Source organism: Streptomyces sp. NPDC015127, from assembly GCF_043080095.1.
Classification (GTDB): domain Bacteria; phylum Actinomycetota; class Actinomycetes; order Streptomycetales; family Streptomycetaceae; genus Streptomyces.
The window spans coordinates 47,204-64,897 of sequence record NZ_JBIBVE010000008.1 but is presented as its reverse complement, the minus strand read 5'-3'; the positions used below and the strand labels follow the sequence as shown (position 1 = coordinate 64,897).

The following is a 17,694-nucleotide window of genomic DNA, read 5'->3' as shown; positions in this document are numbered from 1 at the left end:
TGTATCCACGGCGGCCGATGACGACCTGGCCCGGGTCAATGGGGGTCGTGTCCTCGACTATGACAGACGGACGCCTCGGCTTCAAAACGCCATAGACGGACAAAAGCGGATCGCCTGGGATCAAGTGTGAATGAATCTTAGGTGAGAAAGCCAGCCGACCTTGTAATCTCCGTATAAGTATAGGTCTGCGCGAGTGATTCAGCGGTCGGTCGTCGTGGGGGCGAGAGGCGGCCGGGCGACCCGCGGTGCTGGCGAATTGGGTCAATCGTTATCTTTCACCGCTTTCGCCCCTACTGTGCATTCCCGTGACCTCGATCGACCGCCGCAGCGTCCTGCGGGCAGGAGCGGGAGCGGCCGCCGTCGGCGCCCTCGCTGTGGGATGCGCCGACGACGCCGGTCCTCCTTCCCCGCCCCCGGCCCGCCCCGCTGCGGACAGGCCGCGCCCGGCGCCCGCACCGCGGCGCTTCCCCGGCCGGCCCGCCGAGATCACCCACGGCCCCCGCGACCGGGACCTGGTCGCCCTCACCTTCCACGGCCAGGGCGACCCGGCCCTCACCGAAGCGGTCCTCACCGAGGCCGAACGCGCGGGCGCCCGCCTGACCGTCCTCGCCGTCGGCACGTGGCTGGACCGGCACCCCGCAGTCGCCCGCCGGATCCTCGACGGCGGACACGACCTCGGCAACCACACCCAGCGCCACCTGACCATCACGGAGATGACCGAGCGGGAGGCGTACGCCGAGATCACCGGCTGCGCCGAGCGGCTGCGGCGGCTCACCGGTTCCATCGGCACCTGGTTCCGGCCCTCCCGCGCCCGGCACGCCACCCCGCTCGTCACCGCACTCGCCCGTCGGGCCGGCTACCCGCACGTCCTGTCCTACGACGTCGACTCCCTCGACTTCACCTCGCCCGGCCCCTCGGCCGTCACCAGCAATGTCACCGGGCAGGTCCGGCGCGGCTCGGTGGTGAGCCTGCACCTCGGCCATGCCGGCACGGCCGCCGCCCTGCCCGCCCTTCTCGACGAACTCGACCGCCGCGGACTGCGCGCGGTGACCACCACGGAGCTGCTGAGCTGATGCATCCGACGACCTCCCTCACCCAGCGGACCACGGCGCTCCTCGCGGGCGCCCTCCTCGCCCTCCTCGCCGGCTGCGGCGCGGGCGGCGAGAAGACCGGCGCACGCGGCACCGAGCAGGCCGCCCCGACCGGCGAGCCGAAGAAGATCGCGGCAACTCCCGCCGGGCTGCCCGGCATGCCGCCGGTCCAGGATCCGAAGGACATCTACGCGGCCGACCGGCCGGGCATGCTCTCGCCGGTCGTCAAGGACTTCCCGTCCCGGATCTACGTCCCCAACACCAACTCCAACACCGTCTCGGTCATCGACCCCGCGACGTACAAGGTCATCGACACCATCCCGGTCGGCGTGCAGCCGCAGCATGTCGTGCCCTCCTGGGACCTGAAGACGCTGTGGGTCAACAACAACCGGGGCCACACGCTCACCCCGATCGATCCCGCCACCGGGAAGGCGGGCGAGCCGGTCGACGTCCACGACCCGTACAACCTCTACTTCACGCCCAACGGGAAGTACGCCGTCGTCATGGCCTCCCTCGACCGCGAGCTCGTCTTCCGCGACCCGCACACCATGGAGACCCGGCACACCGAGCCCGTCTCCTGCTACGGCGTCAACCACGCGGACTTCTCCGCCGACGGCAGGTACTTCATCGTCTCCTGCGAGTTCTCCGCCGAACTGCTCAAGGTCGACACGGAGAAGATGAAGGTCGTCGGCCAGCAGCGGCTGCCCTTCGAAGGCGCCATGCCGCAGGACGTCAAGCTCTCCCCGGACGGCAAGACCTTCTACATCGCCGACATGATCGCGCACGGCGTGTGGGTCCTCGACGGGGAGAAGTTCACCGAGCCCCGCCTGATGCCCACCGGAAAGGGCGCCCACGGCCTCTACATCAGCCGTGACTCGAAGGAGATGTACATCCCCAACCGCGGCGAGGGCTCCATCTCCGTCTTCGACTTCGCCGAGAACAAGCTGACGAAGAAGTGGTGGCTGCCGGGCGGCGGCAGCCCGGACATGGGCGGCGTCTCCGCCGACGGCAAGGTCCTGTGGCTCTCGGGGCGTTACGACTCCGAGGTGTACGCCATCGACACGCAGACCGGCAAGCAGCTCGCCCGCATCCCCGTCGGCAGCGGCCCGCACGGGCTCGCCGTCTACCCCCAGCCCGGGCGCTACTCCCTCGGCCACACCGGCGTCTTCCGCTAGCACGCCCAACTGGCCGACAGGCGGGTGACGTTGCGGGGCCGACGCGACGACGACGTCGGCCCTGACGCGGCCGAACAGGCGCCGGCCCGTCCGCCCCGGGGACCGACAGGACCCGGGGCGGAGCCCGGTACCCGCTCAGCGCGCCGTGAGGACCGGCTCCGTCCATGATGATCCACGGGGGCCGATAATCTGACCCCCGTCAGTAATGCACCAAGAAGGGGTGGACCGGTGGCGGACATCGAGGCAGCACGCAAGGCGTTCGATCGGTACGACGCGGACGGCGACGGCTTCATCACTGCGGCCGAGTACAAGACGGCGATGGCTCAGATGGGTGACTGGCACGTCACCGAGTCGGTTGCCGAGGCCGTGATCGCCGCGCAGGACACCGACCAGGACAAGCTCCTGTCGTTCGACGAGTTCTGGTCCCACCTGAACAAGGCCTGACGCAGCCGGACATGCGGGCGGCCCCCGGCGTGATCGCCGGGGGCCGCCCGCATGCCGTGGCCGGTGCCGTCAGCACTCGATGATGTTCACCGCGAGGCCGCCGCGCGCGGTCTCCTTGTACTTCACGGACATGTCCGCGCCGGTGTCCTTCATGGTCTTGATGACCTTGTCGAGGGACACCTTGTGGGTGCCGTCGCCGCGCATCGCCATGCGGGCGGCGGTGACCGCCTTGACCGCGGCCATGCCGTTGCGCTCGATGCAGGGGATCTGGACGAGGCCGCCGACCGGGTCGCAGGTCAGGCCGAGGTTGTGCTCCATGCCGATCTCGGCGGCGTTCTCCACCTGCTCCGGGGAGCCGCCGAGGACCTCGGCAAGTGCGCCGGCGGCCATGGAGCAGGCGGAGCCGACCTCGCCCTGGCAGCCGACCTCGGCGCCGGAGATGGAGGCGTTCTCCTTGAAGAGCATGCCGATCGCGCCCGCCGCGAGGAGGAAGCGGACCACCCCGTCCTCGTCGGCGCCGGGGACGAAGTTCATGTAGTAGTGCAGGACGGCCGGGATGATGCCGGCCGCGCCGTTGGTGGGGGCGGTGACGACCCGGCCGCCGGCGGCGTTCTCCTCGTTCACGGCCATCGCGTAGAGCGTGATCCACTCCATGGAGAGGGCCTGCGCGTCACCCTCGGAGCGCAGCTTGCGCGCGGTGTTCGCGGCGCGGCGGCGGACCTTCAGGCCGCCCGGCAGGATGCCCTCGCGGGACATGCCCCGGTCCACGCACGCCTGCATGACCCGCCAGATGTCCAGCAGGCCCCCGCGGATCTCCTCCTCCGTGCGCCAGGCCTTCTCGTTCTCCAGCATCAGAGCGGAGATCGACAGGCCCGTCTCGTTGGTGAGGCGCAGCAGCTCGTCACCGGTGCGGAAGGGGTGCTTCAGCACGGTGTCGTCGAGCTTGATGCGGTCCTCGCCGACGGCGTCCTCGTCCACGACGAACCCGCCGCCGACCGAGTAGTACGTCTTCTCCAGCAGGGCGGTGCCCTCGGCGTCGTACGCCCACAGGGTCATGCCGTTGGCGTGGTAGGGCAGGGCCTTGCGGCGGTGCAGGACCAGGTCCTCGTCGAAGTCGAAGCCGATCTCGTGCATACCGAGCAGGTTGATCCGCTTGGCCGTCTTGATGTGTTCGACCTGGTCGTCGGCGGTCTCGACGTCGACCGTGCGGGGAGAGTTGCCCTCCAGGCCCAGCAGGACGGCCTTGGGGGTGCCGTGGCCGTGGCCGGTCGCGCCGAGGGAGCCGTACAGCTCGGCGCGTATCGAGGCGGTGTGGGCCAGCATGCCCTCGTTCTTCAGGCGCCGGGCGAACATCCGGGCGGCGCGCATGGGGCCCACCGTGTGGGAGCTGGACGGGCCGATGCCGATCGAGAACAGGTCGAAGACCGAAAGGGCCACGGAAAACTCCTTGTGGGTGGTAGACGCCGATGTCTGCCGGGGTGGTGCAGAGCAATGCGGTGGAACGGGGTGGGAACGTGGTGCGGGGCACCGCGCTCACTGTCCAGTGTGCGCGGTGCCCCTTTTGTTTTGCTCCGGACTGTTACGGGAGATCCGTCACAGGCTGGGGTAGAGCGGGTGCTTCGCGGCCAGGGCGGTCACCCGGGTGCGCAGCGCCGTCACGTCGTACGACGGCTTGAGGGCCTCGGCGATGATGTCGGCGACCTCGCGGAAGTCCTCGGCCGTAAAGCCGCGGGTGGCGAGGGCGGGGGTGCCGATCCGCAGGCCGGAGGTGACCATCGGGGGCCGGGGGTCGTTCGGGATGGCGTTGCGGTTGACGGTGATGCCGACCTCGTGGAGGCGGTCCTCGGCCTGCTGTCCGTCCAGCTCGCTGTTGCGCAGGTCGACCAGCACGAGGTGGACGTCGGTGCCGCCGGACAGGACGGACACGCCGTGCTCGGTGACGTCGGCCTGGACCAGGCGGTCGGCGAGGATGCGGGCGCCGTCCAGGGTGCGCTGCTGGCGCTCCTTGAACTCCTCGGACGCCGCGACCTTGAAGGACACGGCCTTGGCGGCGATGACGTGCTCGAGCGGGCCGCCCTGCTGGCCGGGGAAGACCGCGGAGTTGATCTTCTTCGCCAGCTCGGCGGTGCACAGGATCACACCGCCGCGCGGGCCGCCGAGGGTCTTGTGGGTGGTGGTGGTCACGACGTGGGCGTGCGGGACCGGGTTCGGGTGCAGCCCGGCGGCGACGAGGCCCGCGAAGTGCGCCATGTCGACCATCAGGTAGGCGCCGACCTCGTCCGCGATGCGGCGGAAGGCGGCGAAGTCCAGCTGACGGGGGTAGGCGGACCAGCCGGCGACGATCAGCTTCGGCTTGGACTCCTTGGCCAGACGCTCGACCTCGGCCATGTCGACCTGGCCGGTGGCGTCGTCGACGTGGTAGGCGACCACGTTGTAGAGCTTGCCGGAGAAGTTGATCTTCATGCCGTGGGTCAGGTGACCGCCGTGGGCCAGGTTGAGGCCCATGATCGTGTCGCCCGGCTTGAGCAGCGCGAACATGGCGGCGGCGTTGGCCTGCGCGCCGGAGTGGGGCTGCACGTTGGCGTGCTCGGCGCCGAACAGCTCCTTGATGCGGTCGATCGCGATCTGCTCGACCACGTCGACGTGCTCGCAGCCGCCGTAGTAGCGGCGGCCGGGGTAGCCCTCGGCGTACTTGTTGGTCAGGACGGAGCCCTGGGCCTCCATGACCGCGACCGGGGCGAAGTTCTCCGACGCGATCATCTCGAGGGTGGACTGCTGACGGTGGAGCTCGGCGTCGACGGCGGCGGCGACATCCGGGTCCAGCTCATGAAGAGGGGTGTTGAGAAGCGACATCACTCGGTCCCTAAGGTCTTGGGTCAGCCCGCGAAATCGGTGTACTCGTCGGCGGAGAGCAGGTCCTTCGGCTCCTCGCCCACGCGCACCTTGAAGAGCCAACCGCCCTCGAAGGGCGCCGAGTTCACGAGCGACGGGTCGTTGACGACGTCCTCGTTGATCTCGGTGACCTCACCGCTGACCGGCGAGTACAGGTCGCTGACCGACTTGGTGGACTCCAGCTCGCCGCAGGTCTCGCCCGCGGTCACCGTGTCACCCACCTCGGGAAGCTGGACGTACACCACGTCGCCGAGCGCGTTGGCCGCGTGCTCCGTGATGCCGACCGTCGACACGCCGTCCTCGGCGGCCGACAGCCACTCGTGCTCCTTGCTGTAGCGCAGCTGCTGGGGGTTGCTCATGACCTGAATTCTCCTGTACGCGGGGGAGTGGTGGTGAACGAAGAGGGGGTGCGGACGATCACTTCTGGCGCTTGTAGAACGGCAGCGCCACGACCTCGTACGGCTCGTGCGTGCCGCGGATGTCGACACCCACGCCCGGCGTGCCCGGCGCGGCGTGGGCGGCGTCGACGTACGCCATGGCGATCGGCTTGCCGATGGTCGGGCTCGGCGCGCCCGAGGTGACCGTGCCGATGACCTTGCCGTCGGCGACCACGTCCATGCCGGCGCGCGGGACGCGGCGGCCCTCGGCGATCAGGCCGACGAGCTTGCGCGGCGGCGCCGTCTCGGCGCGCTCGGCCGCGGCCGTCAGCGCCTCGCGGCCGACGAAGTCGCCGTCCTTCTCGAACTTCACGACCCGGCCGAGGCCCGCGTCGAACGGGGTGAGCGCCGTGGTCAGCTCGTGCCCGTACAGCGGCATGCCCGCCTCCAGGCGCAGCGTGTCGCGGCAGGACAGGCCACAGGGGATCAGGCCGACCGGGGCGCCCGCCTCGGTCAGCGCCTGCCACAGCTTCTCGGCGTGCTGGGGCTCCACGAAGAGCTCGAAGCCGTCCTCGCCGGTGTAGCCCGTACGGGCGATGAGGGCCGGGACGCCCGCGACGGTGCCCGGCAGGCCCGCGTAGTACTTCAGGCCGTCGAGGTCGGCGTCGGTGAGCGACGCGAGGATGCCGGGGGACTCGGGGCCCTGGACCGCGATCAGCGCGTACGCGTCACGGTCGTCGCGCACCTGTGCGTCGAAACCGGCCGCACGCTCGGTGAGCGCGTCGAGCACGATCTGCGCGTTTCCGGCGTTGGCGACGACCATGTACTCCGTCTCGCCGAGGCGGTAGACGATCAGGTCGTCGACGATGCCGCCGTCCTCCTGGCAGATCATCGTGTAGCGGGCCCGGCCGGGGCCCACCGTGCCGATGTTGCCGACGAGCGCGTAGTTCAGCAGGTCGACGGCCTGCGGCCCCGTGACGGTGATCTCGCCCATGTGCGAGAGGTCGAAGAGGCCGGCCGTCGTGCGGACCGCGTTGTGCTCGTCGCGCTCGCTGGCGTAGCGCAGCGGCATGTCCCAGCCGGCGAAATCGGTCATGGTCGCGCCCAGCGATCGATGCAGGGCATCGAGGGCGGTACGACGAGGGGCATTGCTCATAGGTATGGCTCCCAGGGCATGGCTGCGAGGACAATCCTCCCCATCTGTCATCGGAACCTGAGAGGTTCGCCGCGACCGTGCGTATGGATGGTCGCGGCTTGCACCTTGGGTGGAGCCGTCCGAACGACTCGCTTTTCAGATCTGCCTCATCGCACGCGGTACGGGGCCTGAGAGATTCAAGGGAGGAACTTGCTCCTTCGGCGCCCCGCCACACCAGGTGGCCGGGACTCTCCCGCGCGGATTCAAGCGGCCGGTATGCAGTTGGCGCGCACATCATTGCACGCCTACGGCAGGAGTGGGACGCGCGGACCGTGGCAAAGTCGGTTGTCCCGTATTACCAATTCTTTACACTTCATGGGCAAGGGTGGGATGACCCGACATGGGGGAGGCTGATGATGTTGCAGCGGTCCGGCGCATACGCCGCCACGGCCGCGGGGATGCCCGTCCAGCAGGGCGTCCCCGCCCACGGCCTGCTCGGAGCGCCCGCACCCGTGCTGCGCGACCTGCGGGAGCGGGCGGGCCACAGCCCGCGCGCCCTGGTGTTCGCGGCCGGTGACGTGGTGGTCGTCTCCGGGCTGCCCGGCAGCGGGAAGACGACGCTGATGAAGCGCGCGGTGACCGGGCGCGGGATCGACTCGCAGGACACCCGAGACCGGTGGGACGCGCGGGCGCCCCGCCTTCTGCCGTACGCCGTGTACCGCCCCTTCGTGCGCATCGCGCACTACGCGGGCCTGTGGCGCGCGCTGCGCTCGGGCGAGAGCGTCGTCGTGCACGACTGCGGCACGCAGGCGTGGGTGCGGCGCTGGCTGGCGCGGGAGGCGCGGCGCCGGGGGGCGTCGCTGCATCTGGTGTTGCTGGACGTGCCGCCCCGGGTGGCGCGCGAGGGCCAGCGCGAGCGGGGGCGCGGGGTGTCGGGGTACGCCTTCGCCCGCCACCGCAGGGCGGTGGGCCGCCTGATCGCCGACGCGGAGTCGGGTCGTCTGCCGCGCGGCTGCGCGTCCGCGGTCCTGCTGGACCGCGACGCGGCGGCCACGCTGCGCGTCCTGGGCTTCACGGCCCCCTGACCCCGGGCCCCCGCGCGTCAATCTCCTCCTACGGCCGCCAGGCCGTAGGGGGAGGGCGGGGTGGGGAAAGGCCCCCGCGCAGCGCGCCCCGCCCCCCGGCCACTATCGTCGTCGCCGCGACCACGCAGGCGCCGGGGTCCCGCCCCGGGGAGGAAGAGACGAGCGCATGGAGTATCCGTACCGCGGCTGGCCCGGGAACGAGCTGGAGGAGGTCCTCGCCGCATCCCTCGGCGCCCCCTCCGCCGGCGCCCGCATCGTCGAGGTGCTCGGGCGAAGCAGCGTCTGGGTTCCCCTTCCCAACGGCGGCGGGCCAGACAGCGCCGGCCTCGACCTGCCCACCATGGAGATCGACGGCGCCGCCTACGTCCCCGTCTTCAGCTCCGAGCAGCAGTTCCTCGCCGTCGTGGGTTCTCACATGTCGTTCACCGTGGCCCCCGCCCGCGAGTTCGCCCGTGGTCTGCCCCCGCAGCTCGGCATCGCCGTGAACCCGGGCGGCCCCGTCGGCGCCCCCCTGCCGCCGCCCGCCGTCGCCGAACTGTGCCGCGTGGGGCGCACGCCGCATGGAGGTACCTCCCATGCCGAAGGCTATGGGGGAGGGGCCGCGTCCGGCGGCCGGGTGCGGCTCTTCGAGCCGGACTGGCAGGAGGAGCCCGTCGACTTCCTCGCCGCCGCGGCCGGCGAGTTCGAGGCCGTCGGTGTCGTGCTCACCGCGCGCCGGGCGCTCGCCTCCGTCGAGGGCGACGCGCCGACCCTGTTCGTCGGCGTCCAGCTCTCCTCCTGGGAGGGTGCCGACCGCGACGCGCCCATGGACGCGCTCGGCCGCGCCCTCGGCCGTGTCCAAGTGCCGTGGCCCGTGAACCTCGTCCTTCTGGATGTCGCGCAGGACCCCGTCGGCGACTGGATGCTGGAGCGCGTGCGCCCCTTCTACCAACGACATCACGTGTAGAAGTCAAGCCGGTGCCAGGACGGCCGCTTAAGCTGGTTTGATGACCTGGCCGGAGGTCCCCTGACACAGGGACGGACCACTCGGGCACGGGTACGGATCGAAGAGGGGCGGAATCCAGGGTGAGCGCGTCAGGCACCGCGGCGACCGGGCAGGTCGAGCACATGCTGCGCCAGGTGACTCCCGGGCACTACGACGCGTACGAGGCACTGCTGCACGCCCTCGCCGACCCCACCGGCGGCCGGATCTGGATGCTGCTGTGGCACGGCCGCCCCGGCTCCCCCGACGCGCAGTACGGGAACATGGAGGTCGACGGCGTCGGCTATGCGCCGTGCGTGACCTCGCCCCAGGAGCTCGCCGTCTCCGGCTGGAGCCGCGCCCACGAGGTCGTCACAGGCCGGGACATCGCCCGCGCCCTGTACCCCGAGCGATGGGGCATCTGGCTCAATCCGCACGCCCCGGGCGGCGGTGTGGGCATCCCCTGGCTGGATCTGCGCCGTATCGCCACCGGACTCGACCGGATGCCCGCGGGCCCGCTGCGGCTGTCGGACCCCGCCGTCGAGATCCTCCAGTTCTACGCCCTGCTCACGCAGAACGCGCACCGCACGCCCGCCGTGCGGTCGCTGCGCCGTGCCTGGGTGCAGCCGGCGGTGGGGGCCGCGTACCTCGCCATCGGGCTCGATCTGTACGACACCGGAGCGCAGGCGGTCGACGCGGCGCGGGCGATGATGCAGCAGTCGATCGGTGCGGTCCCGGACGGGCTGCCGGTCTCCACGGTCGCGATGTCCGACGAGTACGACCCGGTGACGATGTGGATGCGGGCGAACGCCCGGCCCTTCTACGACCGCGAGGCGCACGGCGGCGCCCAGCCGGCCGGCGGCTACGGGTACCCACCGGTCGGCGCCCGCTGACCATTTCGGCTGTCTGTTTGCACGGCAGTTTCCCGACGGCCGCCTTTGATTGCCAGGAGCGAATCCCCTCATCCGCCCCTTCGGTCGTTTGCAGCGGCGTTGTCCACCTGGTGAAACTCTCTCAACTTTTGTCCGCTGGAAGGCGGATGGCGTTCCGCTGAGCCGTCGGCACCGTCCGTATAACGGAACCCTCTGTCATGCATCACGTTTGAGCAAACATTCCCCGCCGGGTCTGGCGGGTGATCGCGACGGCGTTGAAGACTCCCGCAGCAAGGGGAGATTCGCCCCCGTGTACGGCGCGCTTCACACGTACTTCTCGTACCAAGAGCACCACGTGCACCACATGTTGTGAACAATGCCGCTACAGCGGCGGGTACGGGCCGGTCACCTCCGGCCGAGAGGGGTCCCCACCACGATGACGGCACCATTGCACGACACCGCCACGGACGCGGACGCGACCGCCGGTGTCGCGGCGGATGTAGTCAAGAAGTCGGTCGAGGGTCGGTCACTGCGACAGATCGCCTGGTCCCGTCTCAAGCGGGACAAGCTGGCCCTGGCCGGCGGCGTCGTCGTCATCTTCCTCGTACTGGTGGCGATCTTCGCGCCGTTGATCGTCAGCCTGCTGGGCCACCCGCCGAACGAGTTCCACCAGGACCAGATCGACCCGCTGTTCGGAACCCCCAAGGAAGCCTTCGGAGGCATCAGCTCCGAATTCCTCCTCGGAGTTGAGCCCGGCAACGGCCGCGACGTCTTCAGCCGGATCGTCTACGGCGCCCGGATCTCCCTGCTCGTCGCGTTCCTCGCCGCTCTCGTCGCGGTGATGCTCGGCACCGTCTTCGGCATCGTCGCCGGCTACTTCGGCGGCTGGGTCGACTCGGTCATCAGCCGGGTGATGGACATGCTGCTGGCCTTCCCGCAGCTGCTCTTCATCATCTCCCTGGTCTCGGTGCTCCCCAACGACCTGCTCGGACTGACCGGCAGCAACGTCCGCATCGCCATCCTCGTCGCCGTCATCGGCTTCTTCGGCTGGCCCTATGTGGGCCGTATCGTGCGCGGCCAGACGCTGTCGCTGCGGGAGAAGGAGTACGTGGAGGCGGCCCGCAGCCTCGGCGCCGGCCGGCGGTACGTGCTGTTCAAGGAACTGCTGCCCAACCTGGTCGCCCCGATCACCGTCTACACCACCCTGATGATCCCCACGAACATCCTCACCGAGGCGGCGCTCAGCTTCCTCGGGGCAGGTGTGAAGCCGCCGACCGCCTCCTGGGGGCAGATGCTCTCCACGGCGGTGGACACCTACCAGTCCGACCCGACCTTCATGGTCGTACCGGGTCTGGCGATCTTCGTGACGGTGCTGGCCTTCAACCTCTTCGGCGACGGCGTGCGGGACGCGCTGGACCCCAAGGGCACCCGTTGACAGCCACCGACCCCGCGGCGCCGTCCGGCCGCAGACAACCGAACGTGCCCCTGCCACAGAGGTCAGGCGGCTCACCGATGGTTCCCCGGCGTTCCGCCAAGAACCGCGCTAACCCGGAGGTTGCAGGAACAATGACTCCCCTTCGTTCGTCGAGGACCCGGCGGATCGCCGGCGCGGCGCTGGTCGTCGCCGCCCTCACGGCCACCGCGGCGTGCGGTGGCGGTGGTTCCAAGGACAAGAGCAACGGCGGAAAGGCCGCGGGCTACAACGCCGCGGTCAAGGGCATCGCCAACGCGTCCGACAAAAAGGGCGGCACGCTGAAGTTCATCGGCAAGCAGGACTTCGACTCCACCGACCCGCAGCGCCAGTACTACGGCATGGCCTGGGACTTCTCCCGCTTCTACGCGCGCCAGCTGGTCTCCTACGCCCCGAAGCCGGGCCCGGCCGGCGCCGAGCTGGTCCCGGACCTCGCCAAGGGCATGGGCAAGGTCACCAACGGCGGCAAGACGTACACGTACGAGCTGCGCGACGGGATCACCTGGGAGGACGGCACGCCGATCACCTCCAAGGACATCAAGTACGGCATCGAGCGCATCTGGGCCACGGACGTCATCACCGGCGGCCCGTCCTACCTGCGCCAGGTCCTCGACCCCAAGGGCGAGTACAAGGGCCCCTACAAGGACTCGTCCCCGGACAAGCTCGGCCTGAAGGCCATCCAGACCCCGGACGACAAGACCATCGTCTTCAACCTGGCGACGCCCAACGGTGACTTCGAGCAGATGCTCGCCATGCCGGCCGGTTCCCCGGTGAAGAAGGAGAAGGACACGGCGGCCAAGTACCAGCTGAAGCCGTTCTCCTCCGGCCCGTACAAGTTCGAGTCGTACACGCCCAAGAAGGGCGCCGTCCTCGTCCGCAACGACAAGTGGCAGAAGTCCTCGGACCCGATCCGCGCCGCCCTGCCGGACAAGATCACGGTCACGATCAACTCCAACATCGAGGCGATCGACCAGCTGCTCATCAAGGGCGAGTACGACGTCGACCTGAACGCCACAGGTATGTCCCAGTCGGGCCGCACCACGGCGCTCAAGCAGCACAAGGACAACGTCGACAACATCGAGACCAGCTTCATCCGGTACGTCGACATCGCCACCAAGGTCGCGCCGTTCGACAACATCGAGTGCCGCAAGGCCGTCATCTACGCCGCCGACTACAAGTCGATGCAGACGGTCCGCGGCGGCCCGGACGCCGGTGGCGAGATCGCCACCAACATGCTGCCCAAGTCCATCAAGGGCGCGGACGACTACGACCCGTACGGCATCCTCGCCCGGGACGGCAAGCCGGACGTCGCCAAGGCCAAGGAAGCGCTGAAGAAGTGCGGCAAGCCGGAGGGCTTCTCCACCGTCATCAGCGCCCGCAGCAACAACCCGGGTGAGGTCCAGACGGCCGAGGCGCTCCAGCAGTCGCTCCAGGCGGTCGGCATCAAGGCCGAGGTCGAGCCGATCGACGGCGCCGAGTCCTCCTCCATCACCGGTTCGCCGGCCGTTGTGAAGAAGCGCGGTCTGGGTCTGGTCATGACGGGCTGGGGCCCGGACTTCCCGACCGGCCAGGGCTTCTCCCAGCCGCTCGTCGACGGCCGCTTCATCGCGCCGAACGGCAACTACAACGTCTCCGAGACGAACGACCCGAAGATCAACAAGTTCTTCGACGACGCTCTGAAGGAGACCGACCCCGAGAAGGCCGGCGAGATCTACAAGCAGATGAACCACGCGGTCGCGGACCTCGCCGTCCAGATGCCGTTCATCTACGAGAAGAACTTCACCTGGCGCAGCTCGCGGCTGACGAACGCCTACTCCACCGCGGCGTACAACGGCCGTTACGACTACGTCTCCCTGGGCGTCGTCAAGTAACCCGTCCTCGTGACGAGTCCCACCCCACCATCGCCCAACCCGCCAGTCCCGAAGGGCAGGTGATGGCCTCGGGCGGCGGCCCGGGGACCCCGTAATCCGGGGATCTCCGGGCCGCCGCCGGGCCGCGCACAGTGCTTGCTTACGTCATCCGGCGATTGTTCGCCGTCGCCATGATGCTGTTGGTCGTGACCCTGACGACCTTCGTCATCTTCTTCGTGCTCCCGAAGTGGGCCGGCTCCGACCCCGCGTACCTCTTCGCGGGCAAGCAGACCGACCCCGCATCGATCGAGGGCATCCGCCAGAAGCTGGGGCTCAGCGACCCGGTCCTGGTGCAGTTCTGGCACTTCGTGCAGGGCCTGTTCGCCGGTCGGGACTACACCAACGGCGCGGACGTCACCCACTGCCCGGCCCCGTGCTTCGGCTACTCGTTCCGCACCGAGCAGGAGGTGTGGCCGCTGCTGTCCGAGGCGATCCCGGTCACCCTGTCGCTCGCCGCGGGCGCGTGCCTGCTGTGGATCATCGGCGGTGTCTCGGCGGGTGTCGTCTCCGCACTGCGCCGGGGCAGCATCTGGGACCGCGGCGCGATGACCGTCGCACTGGCCGGCGTCTCGCTCCCCATCTACTTCACGGGTCTGCTCTCGCTCGCGATCTTCAGCTACCAGCTCGACTGGGTCAGCGGGGAGTTCGCGCCGCTGGAGGAGGACCCGGCCCAGTGGTTCCAGACGCTGATCCTCCCGTGGATCACGCTGGCCTTCCTCTACGCGGCGATGTACGCCCGCCTCACCCGGGCCACCATGCTCGAGATCATGGGCGAGGACTACATCCGTACGGCCCGCGCCAAGGGCCTGAAGGAGAAGACCGTCATCGGGCGGCACGCGATGCGCTCGACCTGGACCCCGGTCGTGACCCTGCTGGGCCTTGACCTCGGCGCACTGCTGGGCGGAGCGGTGCTCACCGAGAGCACGTACAACCTGCCGGGTCTCGGCCAGCTCGCGATCGAGGCGATCAACTCCAAGGACCTTCCCCTCATTCTCGGCGTCACGCTGTTCGCGGCGCTGTTCATCTGCGTCGCGAATCTCCTCGTCGACCTTCTGTACGCCGTCGTCGACCCGCGAGTGAGGATCGGATGACCGACCTGAGCAAGCCCAGCAACGAAGACCTCGTCGCAACGGGCACCGCACTGGGGGAGCCGGCCGCGGCCGGCTCGCCCGCGCCCACCGCCTTCCTGGAGGTGCGCGACCTCAAGGTCCACTTCCCCACCGACGACGGCCTGGTCAAGTCCGTCGACGGCCTCAGCTTCCAGCTGGAGAAGGGCAAGACGCTCGGCATCGTCGGCGAGTCCGGCTCCGGCAAGTCCGTCACCTCGCTCGGCATCCTCGGCCTCCACACGGCCGGCCAGTACGGGCGGCGCCGGGCACAGATCTCCGGCGAGGTCTGGCTGGACGGCAAGGAGCTGCTGAACGCGGACCCGGACGAGGTGCGCCGGCTGCGCGGCCGCGACATGGCGATGATCTTCCAGGACCCGCTGTCGGCCCTGCACCCGTACTACACGATCGGGCGCCAGATCACCGAGGCGTACCTGGTCCACCACGACGTCGACAAGAAGACCGCCCGCAGGCGCGCGATCGAGATGCTCGACCGGGTCGGCATCCCCCAGCCGGACAAGCGCGTCGACAGCTACCCGCACGAGTTCTCCGGCGGCATGCGCCAGCGCGCGATGATCGCCATGGCACTCGTCAACAACCCCGAGCTGCTGATCGCCGACGAGCCGACGACCGCACTGGACGTCACCGTCCAGGCGCAGATCCTCGACCTGATCAGGGACCTGCAGAAGGAGTTCGGCTCCGCGGTCATCATCATCACCCACGACCTGGGCGTCGTCGCCGAGCTCGCCGACGACATCCTCGTGATGTACGGCGGCCGGTGCGTCGAGCGCGGCCCCGCCGAGCAGGTCTTCTACGAGCCCCAGCACCCCTACACCTGGGGTCTTCTGGGCTCGATGCCGCGCATCGACCGGGACCAGACCGACCGGCTCATCCCGGTCAAGGGCTCCCCGCCCAGCCTCATCAACATCCCCGAGGGCTGCGCCTTCAACCCCCGCTGTCCGTACGCCGATGTGCCCAAGGACAACCTGACGCGCACCGTCCGCCCCGAACTCAGCCAGGTCGGCAGCCGGCACTTCTCGGCCTGCCACATGTCGCAGGAGGAGCGGACGCGGATCTGGACCGAAGAGATTGCGCCCAAGCTGTGAGTGAGAACGACGTGACGATCCCGGAGCAGACGGTCACCGAACCGTCCTCACCTGCCTCACCGTCCTCGCCCGAGGCGCTGCTCAAGGTCGAGGGCCTGGTCAAGCACTTCCCCATCAGGAAGGGGCTGCTGCGGCGCCAGGTCGGAGCCGTCCAGGCCGTCGACGGGCTGAGCTTCGACGTCCGGCCGGGCGAGACGCTGGGCGTGGTCGGCGAGTCCGGCTGCGGCAAGTCGACCATGGGCCGGCTGATCACGCGGCTGCTCGAACCGACCGGTGGACGCATCGAGTTCCAGGGGCACGACATCACGCACCTGGGCGTGGGCAAGATGCGCCCGCTGCGCCGCGACGTGCAGATGATCTTCCAGGACCCGTACTCCTCGCTGAACCCGCGGCACACGATCGGCACGATCGTCTCGGCTCCCTTCAAGCTCCAGGGCGTACAGCCCGAGGGCGGCGTGAAGAAGGAGGTCCAGCGGCTGCTGGAGCTCGTCGGCCTCAACCCCGAGCACTACAACCGCTATCCGCACGAGTTCTCCGGCGGCCAGCGCCAGCGCATCGGCATCGCGCGTGCGCTCGCGCTCAAGCCGAAGCTCGTCGTCGCGGACGAGCCGGTCTCCGCGCTGGACGTGTCGATCCAGGCGCAGGTGGTCAACCTGCTGGACGACCTCCAGGACGAACTGGGCCTCACGTACGTGATCATCGCCCACGACCTGTCGGTGATCCGGCACGTGTCGGACCGCATCGCGGTGATGTACCTCGGCAAGATCGTCGAGCTCGCGGACCGGAAGTCGCTGTACGAGAGGCCGATGCACCCGTACACCAAGGCGCTGCTTTCCGCGGTGCCCGTGCCGGACCCGCGCCGCCGCGGTGCGAAGAGCGAGCGCATCCTGCTCAAGGGCGACGTCCCGTCGCCGATCTCGCCGCCGACCGGCTGCCGTTTCCACACGCGGTGCTGGAAGGCGACGGAGATCTGCAAGGAGCAGGAGCCGCCGCTGCTCGCGCTGGGGCCGGGCCAGCAGGTGGCGTGCCACCACCCGGAGAACGCGCCGGACCAGGCACCGGAGGACGTGGCGCTGGCGTCGGCCCGCGACGCGATCGAGATAGTGACGACGACGCCGAAGTCGGAGGCGGCCCCGGAGGAGGACGCGGCTACGCCGGACGAGGCGGCTCCTGAGGCGGCTGCCTCTGAGGAGGACGTGGCCCCCGAGGCCGACGCCGACAGCCCGGCCTCCGCGGACGACGACGCCGAGACGCCGGCCGACGACGCCTCCGCCGACACGCCCGCCGAGGCGGCCCCGGGAGCCGAGGGCGACGGGCCCGAGGAGTCGGAGGGCGGCCGCAAGGAATAGCGCGGCACAGAACCCGGTCGCCGGACACGGCACAATCGTCCGGTGTTCCAAGAACTGTTCACGCCCTCCGTCCAGCACGCGCTCGATCTCATCGGAATCTTCGTCTTCGCGATCTCCGGGGCGCTGCTCGCCGTACGAAAGAACTTCGACGTGTTCGGCATCGCCGTGCTCGCCGAGGTCACGGCGCTGGGCGGAGGGCTGCTGCGTGACCTGGTCATCGGGGCCGTGCCGCCCGCGGCCTTCACCGATCTCGGGTACTTCCTGATGCCCCTGGTGGCCACGGTCATCGTCTTCTTCCTGCACCCGCACGTGGAGCGCATCCAGGTCGGCGTCAACGTCTTCGACGCGGCGGGTCTCGGGCTGTTCTGCGTGGCCGGCACGACCAAGGCGTACGAGTACGGACTCGGGCTCACCTCCTCCGCCGCGCTCGGGCTGGCCACGGCGGTCGGCGGCGGTGTGCTGCGCGACGTGCTCGCCAACGAGGTGCCGTCGCTGCTGCGCTGGGACCGCGATCTGTACGCCGTGCCCGCGATGGTGGGCGCCACGATGGTGGTGCTGTGCATCCAGTTCGACGTACTGAACGCCGCCACGAGCGGGCTCGCGGTGATGACCGCCTTCGTGCTGCGGCTGCTGGCCATGCGGTTCCACTGGCGGGCGCCGCGGGCATGGAACCGGAGGTCGGAGGCGACCGAGGAAAAAGCTACCGCTCAGTAATTGTTT

General features: G+C 69.6%; 16 protein-coding genes and 1 riboswitch. Of the genes, 12 read left to right on the top strand and 4 right to left on the bottom strand.

The window, feature by feature from the left end:
• Positions 1-305 precede the first annotated feature (305 nt).
• The 3 genes from ACF08N_RS17240 to ACF08N_RS17230 all read left to right on the top strand — a co-directional run bounded on the left by ACF08N_RS17240 (position 306) and on the right by ACF08N_RS17230 (position 2,710).
• Positions 306-1,073: a polysaccharide deacetylase family protein gene (locus ACF08N_RS17240; protein WP_392325454.1), complete on the top strand. Its 768-nt coding sequence runs from the start codon at positions 306-308 to the stop codon at positions 1,071-1,073.
• Complete coding sequence (locus tag ACF08N_RS17235) at positions 1,073-2,266, top strand: YncE family protein (protein ID WP_392325453.1); 1,194 nt, start codon at positions 1,073-1,075, stop codon at positions 2,264-2,266. Before ACF08N_RS17240 ends, ACF08N_RS17235 begins: the two co-directional genes overlap by 1 nt.
• A gap of 228 nt (positions 2,267-2,494) precedes the next feature.
• On the top strand, positions 2,495-2,710 hold the full coding sequence (locus tag ACF08N_RS17230) for an EF-hand domain-containing protein (protein ID WP_392325452.1): 216 nt from the start codon (positions 2,495-2,497) through the stop codon (positions 2,708-2,710).
• A 69-nt stretch (positions 2,711-2,779) separates the two neighbouring features.
• On the opposite strand, the gene ACF08N_RS17225 is transcribed toward ACF08N_RS17230, so the two are convergent.
• The 4 genes from ACF08N_RS17225 to gcvT all read right to left on the bottom strand — a co-directional run bounded on the left by ACF08N_RS17225 (position 2,780) and on the right by gcvT (position 7,135).
• Positions 2,780-4,147 carry an L-serine ammonia-lyase gene (locus ACF08N_RS17225; protein WP_392325451.1) on the bottom strand — a complete coding sequence of 456 codons (1,368 nt, stop codon included), beginning with the start codon at positions 4,145-4,147 and terminating at the stop codon, positions 2,780-2,782.
• 156 nt (positions 4,148-4,303) lie between these two features.
• Positions 4,304-5,563: a serine hydroxymethyltransferase gene (glyA, locus tag ACF08N_RS17220; RefSeq protein ID WP_392325450.1), complete on the bottom strand. Its 1,260-nt coding sequence runs from the start codon at positions 5,561-5,563 to the stop codon at positions 4,304-4,306.
• A gap of 23 nt (positions 5,564-5,586) precedes the next feature.
• The gene (gene gcvH, locus ACF08N_RS17215; protein ID WP_392325449.1) at positions 5,587-5,961 is read right to left on the bottom strand and encodes a glycine cleavage system protein GcvH; all 375 of its coding nucleotides are present in this window, start codon (positions 5,959-5,961) and stop codon (positions 5,587-5,589) included.
• A 58-nt stretch (positions 5,962-6,019) separates the two neighbouring features.
• Positions 6,020-7,135, bottom strand: coding sequence for a glycine cleavage system aminomethyltransferase GcvT (gene gcvT, locus ACF08N_RS17210; RefSeq protein ID WP_392325448.1), 1,116 nt, complete (start codon positions 7,133-7,135; stop codon positions 6,020-6,022).
• 146 nt (positions 7,136-7,281) lie between these two features.
• Positions 7,282-7,380: riboswitch (glycine riboswitch) on the bottom strand.
• A gap of 147 nt (positions 7,381-7,527) precedes the next feature.
• On the opposite strand from gcvT, the gene ACF08N_RS17205 reads away from it, so the two are divergent.
• The 9 genes from ACF08N_RS17205 to ACF08N_RS17165 all read left to right on the top strand — a co-directional run bounded on the left by ACF08N_RS17205 (position 7,528) and on the right by ACF08N_RS17165 (position 17,688).
• On the top strand, positions 7,528-8,199 hold the full coding sequence (locus ACF08N_RS17205; protein WP_392325447.1) for an AAA family ATPase: 672 nt from the start codon (positions 7,528-7,530) through the stop codon (positions 8,197-8,199).
• 166 nt (positions 8,200-8,365) lie between these two features.
• A complete protein-coding gene (locus tag ACF08N_RS17200; protein WP_392325446.1) occupies positions 8,366-9,145 on the top strand; it encodes an enhanced serine sensitivity protein SseB in 780 nt (259 codons plus the stop codon).
• A 119-nt stretch (positions 9,146-9,264) separates the two neighbouring features.
• Positions 9,265-10,053, top strand: a complete 789-nt coding sequence (locus tag ACF08N_RS17195) for an enhanced serine sensitivity protein SseB C-terminal domain-containing protein (RefSeq protein WP_392325445.1) — start codon at positions 9,265-9,267, stop codon at positions 10,051-10,053.
• 415 nt (positions 10,054-10,468) lie between these two features.
• A complete protein-coding gene (locus tag ACF08N_RS17190) occupies positions 10,469-11,467 on the top strand; it encodes an ABC transporter permease (RefSeq protein ID WP_392325444.1) in 999 nt (332 codons plus the stop codon).
• A gap of 131 nt (positions 11,468-11,598) precedes the next feature.
• Positions 11,599-13,374: an ABC transporter substrate-binding protein gene (locus tag ACF08N_RS17185; protein WP_392325443.1), complete on the top strand. Its 1,776-nt coding sequence runs from the start codon at positions 11,599-11,601 to the stop codon at positions 13,372-13,374.
• 131 nt (positions 13,375-13,505) lie between these two features.
• Positions 13,506-14,504, top strand: a complete 999-nt coding sequence (locus ACF08N_RS17180) for an ABC transporter permease (protein WP_392325442.1) — start codon at positions 13,506-13,508, stop codon at positions 14,502-14,504.
• Entirely contained in the window at positions 14,501-15,625 is a 1,125-nt protein-coding gene (locus ACF08N_RS17175) for an ABC transporter ATP-binding protein (RefSeq protein ID WP_392325441.1), read from the top strand. Before ACF08N_RS17180 ends, ACF08N_RS17175 begins: the two co-directional genes overlap by 4 nt.
• An 11-nt stretch (positions 15,626-15,636) precedes the next feature.
• A complete protein-coding gene (locus ACF08N_RS17170) occupies positions 15,637-16,974 on the top strand; it encodes a dipeptide ABC transporter ATP-binding protein (protein WP_392325694.1) in 1,338 nt (445 codons plus the stop codon).
• A gap of 42 nt (positions 16,975-17,016) precedes the next feature.
• Positions 17,017-17,688: a trimeric intracellular cation channel family protein gene (locus ACF08N_RS17165; RefSeq protein ID WP_392325440.1), complete on the top strand. Its 672-nt coding sequence runs from the start codon at positions 17,017-17,019 to the stop codon at positions 17,686-17,688.
• The last annotated feature ends 6 nt before the right edge of the window (positions 17,689-17,694 follow it).